Source organism: Symploca atlantica LB2515, from assembly GCF_052546295.1.
On the sequence record NZ_JBQWMT010000001.1, the window covers coordinates 1,496,025 to 1,511,597 of the forward strand.

General features: G+C 43.5%; 20 protein-coding genes. 10 read left to right on the top strand and 10 right to left on the bottom strand.

Annotated elements, in window-relative coordinates:
• Positions 1-143: 143 nt before the first annotated feature.
• Entirely contained in the window at positions 144-620 is a 477-nt protein-coding gene (locus ACT7WV_RS06380) for a GNAT family N-acetyltransferase (RefSeq protein WP_445102103.1), read from the bottom strand.
• A gap of 161 nt (positions 621-781) precedes the next feature.
• On the bottom strand, positions 782-1,585 hold the full coding sequence (locus tag ACT7WV_RS06385) for a hypothetical protein (protein ID WP_445102104.1): 804 nt from the start codon (positions 1,583-1,585) through the stop codon (positions 782-784).
• A 303-nt stretch (positions 1,586-1,888) separates the two neighbouring features.
• Between ACT7WV_RS06385 and ACT7WV_RS06390 the strand changes: the two genes are divergently transcribed.
• Together ACT7WV_RS06390 and ACT7WV_RS06395 are read left to right on the top strand one after the other, a co-directional pair.
• Entirely contained in the window at positions 1,889-2,050 is a 162-nt protein-coding gene (locus ACT7WV_RS06390) for a ribbon-helix-helix domain-containing protein (RefSeq protein WP_445102105.1), read from the top strand.
• 81 nt (positions 2,051-2,131) lie between these two features.
• Positions 2,132-2,362, top strand: a complete 231-nt coding sequence (locus ACT7WV_RS06395) for a hypothetical protein (protein WP_445102106.1) — start codon at positions 2,132-2,134, stop codon at positions 2,360-2,362.
• Between the two features lie 76 nt (positions 2,363-2,438).
• On the opposite strand, the gene ACT7WV_RS06400 is transcribed toward ACT7WV_RS06395, so the two are convergent.
• The 4 genes from ACT7WV_RS06400 to ACT7WV_RS06415 all read right to left on the bottom strand — a co-directional run bounded on the left by ACT7WV_RS06400 (position 2,439) and on the right by ACT7WV_RS06415 (position 4,741).
• Entirely contained in the window at positions 2,439-2,963 is a 525-nt protein-coding gene (locus ACT7WV_RS06400; protein ID WP_445102107.1) for a dihydrofolate reductase family protein, read from the bottom strand.
• Positions 2,964-3,506: 543 nt separating this feature from the next.
• Entirely contained in the window at positions 3,507-3,887 is a 381-nt protein-coding gene (locus tag ACT7WV_RS06405; protein ID WP_445102108.1) for an alr0857 family protein, read from the bottom strand.
• Between the two features lie 3 nt (positions 3,888-3,890).
• The gene (locus ACT7WV_RS06410) at positions 3,891-4,421 is read right to left on the bottom strand and encodes an HNH endonuclease (RefSeq protein WP_445102109.1); all 531 of its coding nucleotides are present in this window, start codon (positions 4,419-4,421) and stop codon (positions 3,891-3,893) included.
• A 98-nt stretch (positions 4,422-4,519) separates the two neighbouring features.
• Positions 4,520-4,741: a hypothetical protein gene (locus tag ACT7WV_RS06415; RefSeq protein WP_445102110.1), complete on the bottom strand. Its 222-nt coding sequence runs from the start codon at positions 4,739-4,741 to the stop codon at positions 4,520-4,522.
• Between the two features lie 96 nt (positions 4,742-4,837).
• Between ACT7WV_RS06415 and ACT7WV_RS06420 the strand changes: the two genes are divergently transcribed.
• Complete coding sequence (locus ACT7WV_RS06420) at positions 4,838-5,173, top strand: hypothetical protein (protein ID WP_445105585.1); 336 nt, start codon at positions 4,838-4,840, stop codon at positions 5,171-5,173.
• 353 nt (positions 5,174-5,526) lie between these two features.
• Here the strand turns inward: ACT7WV_RS06420 and apcB are convergent, their stop codons facing one another.
• Entirely contained in the window at positions 5,527-6,036 is a 510-nt protein-coding gene (gene apcB, locus ACT7WV_RS06425; protein WP_445102111.1) for an allophycocyanin subunit beta, read from the bottom strand.
• An 893-nt stretch (positions 6,037-6,929) separates the two neighbouring features.
• Between apcB and glnA the strand changes: the two genes are divergently transcribed.
• The 4 genes from glnA (at position 6,930) to ACT7WV_RS06445 (ending at position 11,212) form a co-directional block, all read left to right on the top strand.
• Positions 6,930-8,351, top strand: a complete 1,422-nt coding sequence (glnA, locus tag ACT7WV_RS06430) for a type I glutamate--ammonia ligase (protein WP_445102112.1) — start codon at positions 6,930-6,932, stop codon at positions 8,349-8,351.
• 204 nt (positions 8,352-8,555) lie between these two features.
• The gene (locus ACT7WV_RS06435; protein WP_445102113.1) at positions 8,556-9,629 is read left to right on the top strand and encodes a class I SAM-dependent methyltransferase; all 1,074 of its coding nucleotides are present in this window, start codon (positions 8,556-8,558) and stop codon (positions 9,627-9,629) included.
• A gap of 247 nt (positions 9,630-9,876) precedes the next feature.
• Positions 9,877-10,380, top strand: coding sequence for a YbjN domain-containing protein (locus ACT7WV_RS06440; RefSeq protein WP_445102114.1), 504 nt, complete (start codon positions 9,877-9,879; stop codon positions 10,378-10,380).
• A 49-nt stretch (positions 10,381-10,429) separates the two neighbouring features.
• On the top strand, positions 10,430-11,212 hold the full coding sequence (locus tag ACT7WV_RS06445; protein ID WP_463424223.1) for a lipoate--protein ligase family protein: 783 nt from the start codon (positions 10,430-10,432) through the stop codon (positions 11,210-11,212).
• Positions 11,213-11,250: 38 nt separating this feature from the next.
• On the opposite strand, the gene ACT7WV_RS06450 is transcribed toward ACT7WV_RS06445, so the two are convergent.
• From ACT7WV_RS06450 to psaK, 3 genes are all read right to left on the bottom strand, one after another.
• Positions 11,251-11,577, bottom strand: coding sequence for a DUF1816 domain-containing protein (locus ACT7WV_RS06450; protein WP_445102116.1), 327 nt, complete (start codon positions 11,575-11,577; stop codon positions 11,251-11,253).
• Positions 11,578-12,271: 694 nt separating this feature from the next.
• On the bottom strand, positions 12,272-13,471 hold the full coding sequence (locus tag ACT7WV_RS06455) for a site-2 protease family protein (protein ID WP_445102117.1): 1,200 nt from the start codon (positions 13,469-13,471) through the stop codon (positions 12,272-12,274).
• 152 nt (positions 13,472-13,623) lie between these two features.
• Positions 13,624-13,902, bottom strand: a complete 279-nt coding sequence (psaK, locus tag ACT7WV_RS06460) for a photosystem I reaction center subunit PsaK (RefSeq protein WP_445102118.1) — start codon at positions 13,900-13,902, stop codon at positions 13,624-13,626.
• 154 nt (positions 13,903-14,056) lie between these two features.
• Between psaK and ACT7WV_RS06465 the strand changes: the two genes are divergently transcribed.
• The 3 genes from ACT7WV_RS06465 to ACT7WV_RS06475 all read left to right on the top strand — a co-directional run bounded on the left by ACT7WV_RS06465 (position 14,057) and on the right by ACT7WV_RS06475 (position 15,253).
• Entirely contained in the window at positions 14,057-14,692 is a 636-nt protein-coding gene (locus tag ACT7WV_RS06465) for a phosphoribosylanthranilate isomerase (protein ID WP_445105586.1), read from the top strand.
• A gap of 126 nt (positions 14,693-14,818) precedes the next feature.
• Positions 14,819-14,974, top strand: coding sequence for a P-loop NTPase family protein (locus ACT7WV_RS06470; RefSeq protein WP_445102119.1), 156 nt, complete (start codon positions 14,819-14,821; stop codon positions 14,972-14,974).
• Positions 14,975-14,980: 6 nt separating this feature from the next.
• Entirely contained in the window at positions 14,981-15,253 is a 273-nt protein-coding gene (locus ACT7WV_RS06475) for a hypothetical protein (protein WP_445102120.1), read from the top strand.
• Positions 15,254-15,573 lie beyond the last annotated feature (320 nt).

Below are 15,573 nucleotides of genomic sequence, written 5' to 3' on the forward strand. Positions count from 1 at the left end.
GCGATGAGGATTGTTTGTAGCTACGCAACTCTCTCGTGATTCAGCGGAGATGGACAAAGGAAACTCTTTAATGCAGAGCAGGCAACAGTGCTTGACTCTCTCATTATTTCGCAAGTATCTTGGCTCTGACTCGGTTCAACTTACTACTCTAGAGTGGCCAGTGCCTTACGAAAAATGATCTTATCATCGCCCGCTCTGTAAAATTCACGGATTCGCGCTTCCTCGTGGTACCCGTGCTTACGGTAGAACGCCCGCGTACGCTCAAAGTTTGGTAGTCCAGAAGTTTCCACCAATAGCACACGCTCGCCTCGTGCGGCCAACATTTGTTCGACGTGGCGCAGCAGTTTCGCGCCAATTCCTTCCCCCTGACGGTCAGGGTGGACGGCAATAAAGTACAGGTTCCACGTCCCATCAGTATACGGCTCCGGCGCGTAGTACGCGACCCCCACCGGACCGCCATCATCGTAGGCGATCCAGAAATGAGTGCGGTCGAGGTTGCCGTAGAAATATTCTTCTAGCATACCGCCCAGTTCTTCAAGCTCTTGCGGCGTAAACATACCAATAGCATTAGCAATAGCCATCAGAGCTTTCTTGTCATTGGGCGTAGCCGGTCGAATCATGAGCAACTTCTGTGTAATTATTCAAGGTCAATCGTTGACTGACAATCTCAACTTAGTGCGATCGCATTCTTGGAATGCTAACAGCTAAACTCATCAGTGACGGATAACCTCGAAACGAAGTTCATGACTTGAAGTGGGTTATCTGATGTAGCGCGCACTCCCTAACGCACAAACCAGTCATAACAGTCATAACAGATAAAGGGAAGAGGAATGACCCACCACCATCTGTCTAAGAAGTGAGAAACCCGTTGTTTCCAACTATCTTTCTTCAAAGAAACAGGTAATTTAAAATCTACTTTTGCCGTGTAAGCTTTATATTTACCATTGGCATCAGTAAACCAAACTTGTGAAGCTTTCTCAATTGTCCAATCTGTTAAGAGCGGAGTTTCTGATTTAACGCAAAAGTCTTTTACTAGCTGATTGATAAAATTACTCAAATTTTTAGCTTGCTTTGTATTTCTTGAAAGAATTTGTACAGGTCTAAATAGCCTGCCTTCTGGATTTGAGAATGTATTAATAAAATCCACACACAGGACGCAGTCAGTATTGACTAAGCCTCCAATCATTTTTCTGTTAGCTGAGTCTAGGAGAGATAAGATAGATAAGTCTTTAGGCATTGTATTCTCTATAATGATTAAACCAAAAGCGTTTGGAATATCGAAAACTTGCTTAGTATCTTGTATTTGTTGATTTGCTTTACTTAAAGCCTTTTCAATTGAGTTATATAAATCACGCTTCAGGTCTTGTTCTGACAAATCTTTCCTTCGCGATATTTTTTCTATTTTACTCGATACATTTATTTTCTGAGTTTCTTTGAATTCACAAACAACTTGTTTTTCAAATAGGAGAAAATCCGCACGACCTACGCCATTAGGAAAGTAACAATCATACTGTTTATCATCTAAATTGATGGCTTGGATATACGTTTCTAGAAACTCTCGCATCATATGGCTATAGCGATTCACAGACTATCTTGAAGAACTATCTCCATCGATTGCTGGAGGGGCATGACTATCTATTCAACCGCACAGAGCAGTCTAACAGGCTTATTCTATGATGTTATCCTGCACTCTAACTATGCTACGCCACTCGGTTGACTAGCAGTGGGTAGCAATTCAAAAGGATGCCCTGACTAGAGATATGGAGTATTGCTATTGTACTTTTACCCTACTCCAATTACTAAAACGGTACTACCAAGGACTATAACTACCCTTTGTCGGTAGTCAGAAAGGAGATAAGCTGATGGCATCTAACGTTGACTGCTTGAAATGGCTGAGAAAGAAGAGACGGCTGTGATTAAAGTCACAGTTCCTAAACGTTTGCAGGAAAAATTGAAAAAAATTTCCCAACAGACTGGAGTTCCCATGTCCACTCTGCTTGTCATGGCGGCTGTAAAGGAATATAACCTTGTAGACGAACAAGAAAATTAAGTAACTTCAGGTATACCTCAAGTACCCTTCAAGGGTACTTTATGGTATCTTAAAGGAATAGTCAACCCTGGAGATTTACCCATGACTCAAGACGAACTAGAAGCCCTTGTCGATGAACTGGGCTTAGTTTCCGTTGTCAGCCTATTGGCGACTATCTGCCACGACAAAGCGCAACAGACTCTGAGGCTGGAGGGAAAAGGAGCTACTCTTTATACAGCGTGGAATAAAAATGCTTTTCTGCTTAGACGGTTGATGACTCAGCTAAGACCGACATATAGGTATGACCCTAGCTTAAACCCCTATGGTGATTAAGCTATAAGTCACTATATCCAATTAGATAAGTTAGATTGTCTCAGCAACTTGAACACAGCCTCTAACCTCAAACGCTTCAATACTTAACCTGATAACGAAGCACCACGACACCATTTTCATAAATCTTGTTGTCGGTGAGTTCCAGTTCAGTTTGCTTGGCAACTCTAGCAAAAAGCGGAATACCCGAACCCATCAAAAATGGATTCACCTTCAGAATGATTTCGTCAATCAACTTCTCACCCAAAAGCCTTGTAGCTAAATTCCCGCCACCACAAAGGTAGATGTCTTGACCCATTTCTTCCTTTAAACTTGTAACTAATGCAGCCACGTTCTCTGAAATAACTTGAACACGCTGATCAGGGCTTTCTTTCATAGTGCGCGAGAAAACGTAACTTTTCATAGTTGGGTAGGGGTCAGTTTTCCCTTCTTTTAATCCCATTTCGTAAGTCTTGCGTCCCATGAACACAACATCAAACAAGTTGAGAGATTCGAGATAATCACTCACGTGTTCGCCTTCAAAAAGAAAACCATCCCATGTGCCGTCTTCGTGAGCAATAAACCCGTCGATGCTGCAAGCTACGTAATATTTTAGTTTTCGCATCTTTAACCTTCCTTTTTAGCTTTCAACGTTCAGTAAAAAAGTCTGAATTATTTACAAAAACCACCGACGTTGCAAGTAATGTCTTTGTTGAACATTGCGCATAGATTCAGTTGTTTTTGTGTGATTGATATGTTCAGAAGACCTTTGTTCTTGCACTCTTTCTGGTTTTCCAAAAGGAGACTGGTTTGGTCTGTTGTTTAATTCCCGCCTTCGTCTACGTTGACCGGGGAATTTAATTAGTAGTAAAAACATGATGATTTTGAGCCGGAGTTTTGAATTCCGTTACACTTGTAGTATTTAATTACTACAAAAATACTACAAACGGTGTCAATAGTTGCAAGGAAATTTTAAGAGTGTCTAAGCTGTTCGTGATTTAAACATTTTGCGATTATTGACAAAATCCTGATAGTGCGACCATCTTGGTCGCTACTCATACCCAATTTAAATCGGTGACAGCTTACTACAGTCGAAGGAAAGAGGAGGCAACACAGCCTAGTTACCCCTCCAAGATTAAATTGACTTTTGATTAATGCTGCTACCTATTTAGGGAAGACAGCGAGTCTGGATTTGAGTCTCTTCCCAAAGCTTGATCAGGAAGAATTCAATGGTGTAACTCAACGATGCGACAAAGACACCCTCAGCACAGTCCGAGTCAGATGTCATCCAAGTTCCTTTGAGACTGACTTCGACATACTCGGCATCGCAGAGTGATACCGCGATCGCATCTTCTCCTTCTTGGTGCCGCTCTAAATGACGCAGTTGTGGTACATCAGCCGGAAGCAGAAACGATGCCGTGCTAGGTTCAACGCAAAGAGGCGTACCCGCTCTCAGTGCCAGAATCACTCGTGCCGTGATCCACTCCTCAAGGGGTTGAGCCAGACGCTCTAAGTAAAAGCTATTTTCGGTGTAAGTGAGTTTCAGCATCAGCTATATCTCCTGCCTCTCCAGGTTTACTTGCACCTCAAGCCAGAACTGCTCCGCGAAGGCAACAGTCGGGTGCATTGGCGCTGTAAGTTTGGTGCGTAGTGTCATTCCTGCCTGCTGGGGAGTGCGGTTACCCTTACGGCTGTTACACCGTTGACAAGCTGTAACTACATTCTCCCAACTGTGTTTTCCGCCTTTTGAGCGAGGAATAACGTGGTCGAGTGTTAACTTTTTGGTGCTGCCACAGTATTGGCAAATGCGTTGATCACGTCGTAGAACTTCTCGTCTATTGACTGGTGGAACTTTCCAAACCCTCTCTGAGCCAGTAATTGTTAAACGAATCCACTCAGGCACTAAAAGAACCAAACTTGGCGATCGCACTTCAAAGAGTTTGCCGTTAATCAAATCTAGAGGTTCGGCTTTCCCAGTGATTAAAAGAGCGATCGCTCTTTTGATATTTACCTGGCTCATTGGCAGGTAGTTCTTAGAGAACACGACAACTGATTGTCTTAGTACTTGAGTTGCACTCGTCACGACTAAACTCCTCATACAAAAAACCCCCGCTTTTTCTAGTTAAGAGCGGGGGTTCAAAAAAGTTATAAGCTTTTCTTATCCTATGTTGGCGCTGCTATCTAAAAGCTGCACCTCCCGCTGCATTTATCTAGTTTGAAATAGACAACTGGCTCTGCGCCAGCGTCACCATTCGGTAAATTATTGCTAATTTCTCTAGTTCGGCGTTGTTTTGAGACGTATCCACCCCAAAAGAAAAACTCCAGCGAGATTGCTGCTGATTGCCAACCGCCGAGGCGATTGGAGTCAGAGTATCGGGTGGAGAGGGTTGGATGGCTGCTCATTGAATAATGAATTGCTGAAGATAAATTTCCAAGCTGCTTTTTAAATACTACACTTGTATTACGAACATGTCCATATCTATTTAGAGGAAAAAAATGATGCGTACACTCACGAGGACTGCAACCACTGACATGGAAGTTACCAGCATCCGCTTGGAGCGGGAGTTGAAGGAAAAGCTCAAAGAGCTATCAGGCAACCAGGGATATCAAGCTCTGATTAGAGATGTTCTCTGGAACTATGTGCAACAAAAATCTGGCGATTACCGACCCGAATTTTCGCTTTCTGATATCAGAGCCAGTATGGAAGCAATAGCTCAACAAGAAGAGCGCTGTGTACTGACGGGCAAGTTTATTCGACCCCATGAACAGATGTTATTGGGACTAACCCTGCACGGAGATATGGTTCCTTTAAGTTTAGAGAGTTTAGCGCAATAAATGCATCTTGGGGCACTCCAGAGGGGTGCCCATCTGAAAAAATGCAGGAGCATAATTTGTCTTAATATTTTTCAACATAGGATTGTTATCAATTAAGAATTCTTGACAAACTTTCTGTCGCTTCGCGGGCCAATGGTTAATTAAAAATGGTTAATTAAGGCGATAAGCCAGATTCTGATTTGTAAAGCTCAACTTTCAATTTTCCCTTTTCATTTTGCCTTGGAGTCTTCTGAACTTATCCTTATTTTGATCACACTGACAGATAACTGCCCACAAAAAAGCGATCGCTCCCTAAAGTTTTACTAGCTAGCTAGAGAGGCGATCGTTCTTCTACTTATTACAAAAGTTTTTAGTTAAATATCCTGCTCGCTCAATTCACGAGTTATGTGGTCAAATGGCTGATCAATAAAAGCAGTATTTTGCACGCCAGCTTCCGCGACCATTTCTTTAACCATGTCTTTCATCATCTGGATGCCGCGAACTGTTGGGGCAATTGGTACTCCCAAAGAGTTATAGGTTTCCCGTAAACCCTGCAATACCCGCTCATCTAGTACATTGGTGTCAGCTGCAACCAATGCATAGCTAGCATAGCGCAGGTAATAGTCCATATCTCTGAGACAAGCGGCATAGCGACGAGTCGTGTAGGCATTGCCACCCGGACGAATTAGTTCTGGCAGTTCATCAAATAGCTGCGAACCTGCCTGCTTGACAATTGCTGCCGCATTGGCGTTAATTGTCTTTGCTGCCATAATGCGTGCTGTGCCTGTTTCAAAGTAAGACTTAAGTGAATCAATGGCATTGCGATCTAAGTAGCGACCTGTGCCGTCGTAATTTCTAATTAGGTTTGTGACTGCATCACGCATATAATTGCTCTCTCAACAACAATCTGCTTATTTTATATGACTTGACACTCCTCCAGCTTAAGCTGGAGGATTCTTCCTTCAATCAGCAAGCTCAGTGTCTTGATCAAGCTCAAGACATAATAAGTCCATCTGTCCAGAAGCGTTTATCCAGTATTCCTGGAATGTTTCCGCATGCCCTGCGGTACGAAGTGCTTTTTTATGGTTATCTTTACTTGGCACTGTCTAGGCGAAAGTGCTGAAATATCCAGGTGTATAACGATTGTACGGCAAAAAGCCTACCTGCTGGAATCGAAAAAGCTAACCTCGTTTTTAGAGATTCTCCCCTGAGTTAATAATCACATCGTTAAATTATCCTGCTAGAAGAAAATCTCACCGTTATAATTGCTAGGACTAATTGGGTATACACCCAGTTCTGCCTTAATGTCACCCCTGCTGAGAAACACTAACTCCAGAATTGGATGGTTAGCCAGAAACGGGGTTGTACTGGCGAGGTCGTCGTGCTGCTATCTCAATGGATTACCCATCCCAGAAATAGCAATGCGAAAGCTTTGCCTCTACAGCAACGACTCGAGACACTAACCAGATAGAAAACACTGCTATCATGCCAAACGAGGAAGCACTCACAAGGTTAAAGAGGCAGGCATTTCGGGAATAGCTAGGCTCAAAGAACCAAGCCAAAGGAAGAAAGAGACTAGATAGTTGCCGTCTCAAAGTGGGTAGGCAGCTTGAGTACCATGAGGTTAAGACCCCATGGGTGCTAGTCCAATCGGCAGACTTGGTGGCCGTGGGTTGAGCTAAAAATGCTAAACATCGTGAAATGCTAAACATCGTGAAAAACCGCTTGCCTTGCTAAACACATTACATATAGTCAAGCTGACCAAAGGAGTCATTATATGCCTGAAACCCCACAAGAAGTCTTGAAAATGATTCAAGACCAAGACATCAAAATCATCGACCTCAAATTCATCGATACGCCGGGAATCTGGCAGCACTGCTCGTTCTACCACAATCAAATTGACGAGAATTCTTTCGATGAAGGCGTTCCCTTCGACGGCTCCAGTATCCGGGGTTGGAAGGCGATTAACGAATCTGACATGTGCATGGTGCCCGATCCTAAGACTGCTTGGATTGACCCATTCATGAAAGAAAAAACCCTGAGCATGATCTGTAGTATTAAGGAGCCGCGCACCGGAGAATGGTACAACCGCGACCCCCGTACTATTGCTCAAAAGGCAGTTGACTTCCTTAGTAGCACAGGGATTGGAGATGTTGCCTTCTTTGGTCCAGAAGCCGAGTTCTTCATCTTTGATGATGTTCGCTTTGACCAAACTGAGAGCCAGTGCTACTACTACGTAGATAGCGTTGAAGGTCGCTGGAATACTGGTCGGCAAGAAACTGGTGGTAACCTGGGTTACAAACCCCGTTACAAAGAAGGTTATTTCCCTGTTCCGCCAACAGATACGGTGCAAGACATGCGTACCGAAATGCTGCTGACCATGGCAGAGTGTGGTGTGCCGATTGAAAAGCATCACCACGAGGTTGCTACAGGTGGACAAAACGAGTTGGGTTTCCGCTTTGGACGACTAATTGAGGCGGCTGACTGGTTGATGACCTATAAATATGTCATCAAAAACGTTGCCAAGAAATACGGCAAAACCGTTACTTTCATGCCTAAGCCAGTGTTTAACGACAATGGCTCTGGAATGCACTGTCACCAGTCTATTTGGAAGGACGGACAACCCCTGTTTTGGGGTGACGGTTACGCTAATCTGAGCAAGATGGCACTCAATTATATTGGTGGTATCCTCAGACATGCTCCAGCACTACTAGCCTTAACTAACCCCACCACTAACTCTTACAAGCGCTTAGTACCCGGTTTTGAAGCTCCCGTGAACCTTGCTTACTCTCAAGGTAACCGCTCAGCTTCGATCCGTATTCCTCTGTCGGGAACCAATCCTAAGGCAAAACGGTTAGAATTCCGTTGTCCTGATGCTACTTGTAACCCTTATCTTGCCTTTGCTGCCATGCTTTGCGCTGGGATTGATGGCATTAAAAATGAGATTGACCCTGGTGAATCTCTGGACGTAGATATCTATGATCTTTCTCCAGCAGAATTGAGTAAAATTCCTTCAACCCCAGGTTCTTTAGAAGCCGCTCTGGAAAGCTTAGAGAAGGATCATTCCTTCTTAACTAACTCAGGCGTCTTTACAGAAGACTTCATTGAAAACTGGATTGAGTACAAACTTGACAATGAAGTCAACCCAATGCGCTTGCGCCCTCATCCTTATGAGTTTGCTCTCTACTACGATTGCTAGTCTTCGTTATTAGCTGCTTCTAGGGAATAGCAGCTCGACATCTGTACCAGCCACCCCCAGAGGTGGCTTTTTTTTGTCAGTCTTCCCAACAACGTTACTAACCGAATCTATCTTTTGGTTGGTCAGGGTCTCTTATTTATTCGTTAGAATTGTTCACAACTCTTAACGCTAAATAATGGACTTGCAGCCAGCCAAACAACTTCTATGTCTGACACTTTAACCAAGCTGACTTATCAGGCTTTTCAACAGGGCAAAAGCATATTTGGTCTTGCCCATAAGAATCTTGGTACTCAACTGCGGAATCTGATTAATCCTCCTCTGAGTGAACTCAAAACTCAACCGCTTTCTCCAGAGCTGTTACTCAAGTTTCGACAAATGCTCAATGAGGTTATCGAAGCGGATTGGCAGGATGCTGAGCGGGGTGTTTATCCGGAGAGCCTGCTATTCGACAACTCCTGGGAAGACTTCTTACTCTACTATCCTCTAGTGTGGCTGGATATGCCAAAAACCTGGGAGAGAGCTAACCGCAAGAGATATCAAGAGTTCGACGCATCGATTGCCACAGAAGGCTACCCCAGCTATTTCTTACAAAATTTTCATCATCAGACGGATGGCTACTTGAGTGACATGTCAGCCAATCTGTATGACTTGCAGGTAGAAATCTTGTTTAATGGTGCAGCTGATCCCATGCGAAGGCGAGTTTTGGCTCCCCTAAAGCAAGGCATCACAGCATCCTTTCCAGGAAAAGCTCCCCAACAAATCCGGGTTTTAGATGTAGCTTGTGGCACAGCTCGTACTCTGAAATTTATTCGGGCAACTTTACCTCAGGCTTCTTTGTACGGCACAGATTTGTCCCCCGCTTACTTACGTAAGGCAAATCAGCTATTGTCTGAGATTCCCGGTGAATTACCTCAGTTAGTACAGGCAAATGCCGAGGAATTACCTTATCGAGATCACCATTTCCATGGTGTAACTTGTGTTTTTCTGTTTCACGAATTACCACCACAGGCCCGTCAACGGGTAATTGAGCAGTGCTTCCGAGTCATTCAACCAGGGGGAGTATTCGTCATTTGCGACTCGATTCAGGCAATTGACTTTCCTGAATTAACACCCATGATGGAAAACTTTCCGACCCTGTTTCACGAGCCATACTACAAACACTACATCACTGATGATTTAGTAGAGCGTTTGCAGAAAGTAGGCTTCCAAAATATTGCTACAGAAAACCATTTTATGAGCAAGTACTGGATTGCCTATAAGCCTCAACAGGGCGAATAAGCTACAGGAGGTATCCCTTTAGCTACATTGATCCAACAATCTTATCCCTGTTGGGCATGGGATTGTTGGATAAATTCAAACACTGACTAACACCTTACGGCAGCACCATAGCAAACGGTAAAATAAAATCAGAAAAATCTCTGGGTTAGCTTGCAGGTTGCACAGAATTTAACTAAAGATGCCAAGTAGGACAGCCAGAGGCGATACTGGGTCTAAAGTAAACCCCAAGACGATTAAAAAAAATTCTATGACGACCCAACAGCCTAATTCTGAAACAGTTCCTATCGAAACCTTGTCAACGGAAGAGATAGTCTCCACTGAGTTAATTGAAGATATTACTACCGTTAACTATGTGGAGAAGATTGAGACAGTGATCTCCAGTCTGGAAGAAGACGAGACTGCCATGGTGAGCCACAACCAAGAAGGCTACCTGTGGAAGTTTAAATACGGCAGCGTGGAAGTGTTTGTGGAGCTTACTGGTTCTACCGATGATGACACTTTTACCGTTTGGTCTTCGGTGATGCGGCTACCTTGTCAGAACGAGGCACAATTGATGCGTAAGCTTCTGGAGATGAACTGGCTCGAAACCTACGAGTCTCATTTTGCGATCATTGATAATCAAATCGTAGTGCTATCTTCACGAACTGTAGCAGAACTCTCCTCCGGAGAAATAGCTCGCGCCATTACGATTGTTGCCACCATCGCTGATGACAATGACGAAGCCTTACAATCGGAGTTTGGTGCTGCTTAAAACTTAAAAACTATTAGCCTTGAGCCAATTTGTGATCAGGGCAATGGGGATGAACCACAAAGACCCAATCCACAAAGTGAAATCTTCCTGGCGTTTGATCCCGTTGCTGGAGGTGTCGGGAGAGCACCAAATGGCTATTGATAAATGGCTACTAGAGCAACACCAAGCGGGAAAGCATCCCCCTGTTTTGCGATTTTATACTTGGGCATCACCAACTATCTCCCTGGGATATCATCAACGTCAGTGGCCCAAACACTGGCAGCATTTGACTTGGCAAGGAATTCCGGTACAACTCGTACGGCGTCCTACTGGGGGACGAGCGGTACTACACCAGGGAGATTTGACCTACACAGTAGTTATGTCTGGGCTCGTGGGTAAGCGCCTAGAGGTTTATCAAAAAATCTGCGAGTTTTTAATTGAGGGTTGGCGATCCCTGGGTATAGAACTGCACTATGGTTCCGCAGGACGAGGTTATATTCATAACCCTAGTTGTTTTGGCACTGCAACTGGCGCAGATTTACTATCTGCTGACGGCGGTAAACTAATTGGTAGCGCCCAGTTACGACGTGGCAGGGCAATTTTGCAGCACGGTTCGATTAAATTGGAGCCAGATCCCCAGCTATTTAATCAAGTTTTTGGGGAAGTGCCATCGTTATCCAATCTACTGTTTACTCAGCGGGAAAGTGCCTTGATTCAAACAGTTATGGAGGCTCTCACTGACGCTGCTGTTGAGTGTTTTGGCATTGAGTTAGTGAAGCAGCCTCTATCAGAGCAAGAATGGCAGGAAATTCTGGCGCAACCAACTTTAGCCGTTGGTTCGCCAGTTAGCTAGAAAATCAATCCAACGGGGATCGCCTTTAGTTCAAGCTATTAGCGACTTGAGGGAGTGACAAAATTACTGAAGACTGATTTTGAGCGGTTACTCTCAAATATATCTGGCAGCTCATCTTCAACAATTGTCAGATGACGTGGTTGCCCTTGCTTAATTTCTAGAGCAATTATTTGTGCACCTTCCTCCTGCAAGTCTTCAAGGTAGCCATCTTGATAAGCCTTAGCGTGTTCGGTACTGCCAAAAGGCCCGAAGTAATAAATACAATAGGGGTTTTTGGTAATAATTTTTATCCACCAGGCTAGTCTCAATTTTTCTAGGCCAGATAAGAAAGTATTTTCAGCTTTTTCTCTTAATTTCATCATCATTGTTGCCAAATTTGTTGATTTAATACTTGATACCGACCACAGCAGATTAATTCGTATCTCCTGTAGTCGTTTAATTGTCACTTGGGATCAGGAATTGAGGAATCGACTGTTCACTAAGAAGAGCTTATCGCTAGAGCAATCCGTTCTCCGTCTAAACAGTTGGGTTACAGAAACCTCAACCGTACCTGCTACTAATATGAGCATTCTAGAAAGAATATGAGGTATCTTGGAAAACCTGGATAGTGATAGGCTCTGATTATGCTCAAGAATATTGGTGGTGCTTAATTATTGCTTCTATCTAAAGGGTGGAACTGAGAAGCTAAGTCGTAATTCCCTTAGCTTTTCTAGGAATAAACCTTGGATATCATAACCTAGCTAGGTAAGCTCTATCAATGCTACCAGGCTGTGCCTTGCCAAGCTAGAACTGCTTCTGATACTAATCCCAGAGATGAATTCAAGACAATACTTAACCAAGTCACAAAGTCAGGGTTTACTGATATTTTTTCTGGTATCGCTGTTATTTGGAAAAATAATCACAACTTATTTTCCCACTTTAATCGTCGTTGTAAAGTGTGATAGCTGTTTTTTTTACTTAAAAAAAATTTAATTGAAACTTTACTCTGTTTTAATCGCGAAGCCTTGAGCAATTTATAGAAAAATCGACCTCTTTTAATAATCAGACTAATATCTTAAATTACTCAGTTGTGGCTTTGGCAATTGTCTGTAGCTGTAGCCCTTGAGGATATGTACCTTCAGCTTTAATTCGCTCAATTTCAGCGGTGGAAATCTGTAACTTTAACTTCCTGGCAACAGCGCGAACAATGTCGCCTCGGTCAATAACACCGGCAACAGTTCCAGCTAAAGAGAGCACTGTCAGATAACTGAGTTGATGTTCTTCAAGGGAGTTAATCACCTCGACTAGAGGCGTCTTTCCCCGAACTGTGGAGATTTCAGATATGGGGCGGACAATATTCTCCACCGTCTCACTTTCCCAACGGCTACGCTCTATAGAATGTAAATCTTCAACAGTAACTAGACCACGGTAGCGTCCCTCGGCTGCCGCATAGTAGGGCAGAGGTGTCTGAAGGTCTGCCAAGATATACTCGTCAGCAAAAGAGCGTAGTGTCATTCGAGGATCCACGACACGAAAATCACGGGTCATGACCTCTACTGCCATCAGCTTAAGTAAGATTTCTTGCAGAATCGTCAGTTGATAGTAGGCACTGGCATTACGTAGAATAAATCCGCCGATTAAGGCAAACCAAATCAAGGCAAACTCACCTGCCAAGAAAGCCAATCCCAAACCCACAATCAGGGCAAATGTACCCAAAAACATGCCAGTTTTTGCCGCCCACCGCACAGCCTGAAATCGGTTGCCTGTTAGCTTCCACACTAATGCTTTTAAAACTTGTCCCCCATCAAGGGGGAGACCTGGAATTAAGTTAAAAACCGCTAGTGCCAAGTTGATGCTGGCAAGGCTGGAGGTTAAGGTATGTCCCACACCAAGCTCAGGCATGGCTAGAGAGAGTAGGGAAAACAGCCCAAATAGTAGTAAACTTACTGCTGGACCAGCGATCGCTACTTTAAAAGCCTCACCAGGAGTTTTTGATTCTCGCTCAATGGAAGCAACTCCACCAAAAAGAAACAGAGTAATCGAATTAACTTTGATGCCCTGCGCTTGTGCCGTTAAACTATGACCTAGTTCGTGCAAGAGGACTGAGCCAAACAACAGTAGTGCCATTGCTAACCCAGCTAACCAGCCTAAAACTAACCCGAAGCTGGGATAAAAATCCAACGCATTGAGCATGGTTACAAATGCGAGGATAAAAAACCAAGATGGGTCTAAAAACAGTGGGATTCCTAGTAAAGAGCCAACTCTCCAACCTGCCTTCATTAAATTTTCCTGCTCTCCGACCTTGAATGCCTCTACATACCAGCATAGATGATGGTTCCTGCTGAAACTAAAGACACCCAGTCTGAACAGTTGGATGTCTTTGTTCCTGGGCGTCTTGTCAAGACGTTGGATCTTTGTCTAAAGGCTAGGTTCTACAGCGTACCAGCGTTGGTCAACCCCAAAATGACTCCCGCGCCAATAATGTGGCCTAAGCTAGCTGTAGCCAATAGTTCTGGGATGCCAAAGCGATTGAAAATGGCAGGTTTAGAGCCAGGTAAATCTGGTCCGACACCAGGATTTTGAATGGCGTAGTAACCAATGGCGATCGCAACCAGGTTACACAAAATCATCACCAACCCGATCGTGGGGTTCCAACTAGGTGTTGCTGGAACAGTCGATTGTACAGCGGCGAATAAAATTGAGTTAATCAAGATATTCTCTACTTTGTTAATAAACTACCGTCAAAGACAAGAAAATAATAAAAATTTATCGGTATAAAATTTGCAAATTGTTTTAATAGTTAACAATCTGAGAGAGAATCTTGAGACGAAACTTAAAAACTAACGAAAGCTGAGAACTGCGATGATGCGGGTCAAAATTTGCGGTATTACTAAACCAGAACAAGGTCAAGCGATCGCGCAACTAGGAGCAACAGCTTTAGGATTTATCTGTGTGAGAAAATCCCCCCGCTATGTTACTGCTGGGCAAATTCGGGCGGTGGTAGAACAGCTACTGGCAGCAGTTGACCGAGTTGGCGTCTTTGCTGATGCTGCTGTTGAGGAAATACGTCAGGTTGTAAGCGAGGCTGATTTGACAGCAGTACAACTACATGGAAACGAGTCCCCGGAATTTTGCCAGCATCTACGTCAGATCCTACCAGAAATAGAAGTAATCAAGGCTTTGAAGGTGAAGACTCTAGAGACTTTAGCGGAGGCTGGAACTTATGCTAGTTGTGTCGATACACTGCTGCTGGATGCTTATCACCCCCAAATGTTGGGCGGAACTGGCAAAACTCTAGATTGGGTTACTCTGCAACAGTTTCGTCCTGGTTGCCCTTGGTTGCTTGCTGGCGGCTTGACACCGGATAATGTCTTAGATGCTCTCAAAGAGTTACAACCGAGTGGGATTGATTTATCTAGTGGTGTAGAGCGAGCTCCTGGAGATAAGGATTTGGGTAAGGTGGAGTTGCTGTTTGAGAAGTTGCGTGTTGGTAATAAGTAATAAGTAATAAGTAATAAGTAATAAGTAATAAGTAATAAGTGGGGAGAGATTATCGACGATTAATAGTAATGGAAGTGATACTGGAAAAGTCAGACAAAAGCCAGACTTGCTATACGCTCGCCAACTTTGTTCTATCAGCAATATCGCCAAGAGCTAGAATCTTCTCTTGCTACTCTAGGCAACCAAGCTCAAAATATTCTCATCTTTTATGGAACTCCAGGCATTGGCAAAACTGAGTTGTGTCAGTGGTTCTATAAATCTTTACAGCCAGAATATTTATGAGCTCTTTTGTCAGCAAAAGAGCTGCAAGGATGTGGTTCTCTAGTAATTGAGGGAGTTCTTAAACGGCTACGAAGGGATTTGAGTAGAGTCAAGGCTAGTTTCACTTGTTTTGATGTTGCCTTCTTCTACTACTGGCGGTTAGTACACCCAGAAGTTCCTCTAGATGCTGCTGGTTTTACTCGGCGGATGGAGCGGGTGGATATGGGCAATAATGCTGCTTGTTCCAGTCGAATTGCAGTGTATCTGGAATCTATTGTAATCCTGTGTGGTTACTATTAGTAAGTCACATTTGACCAAATTTCCTGAGCGACAAAACTATTGAAGATTAGCAGTATATGATTCTAATTCCCAAGTTTGTTGAGCTATTAATAAGTACTTTTTTTCTCTTACTATTGGTCTCGTACTTTCTATTTTCTTCGTTGTTGCTTGAACTTGTAGGGGTAGAGCAGCAGCCATTAAACCTAAACTGCCTATTACTAAGCCTGACGAAGCAATTAACTTAGGTAAACTTAAACTTAATTAATAAGCCATAATAATGTATGAAAATGTATGAACAAGATTTGGACAGTTATCTAAAATTTAGCTGTTAAATGTCAAAA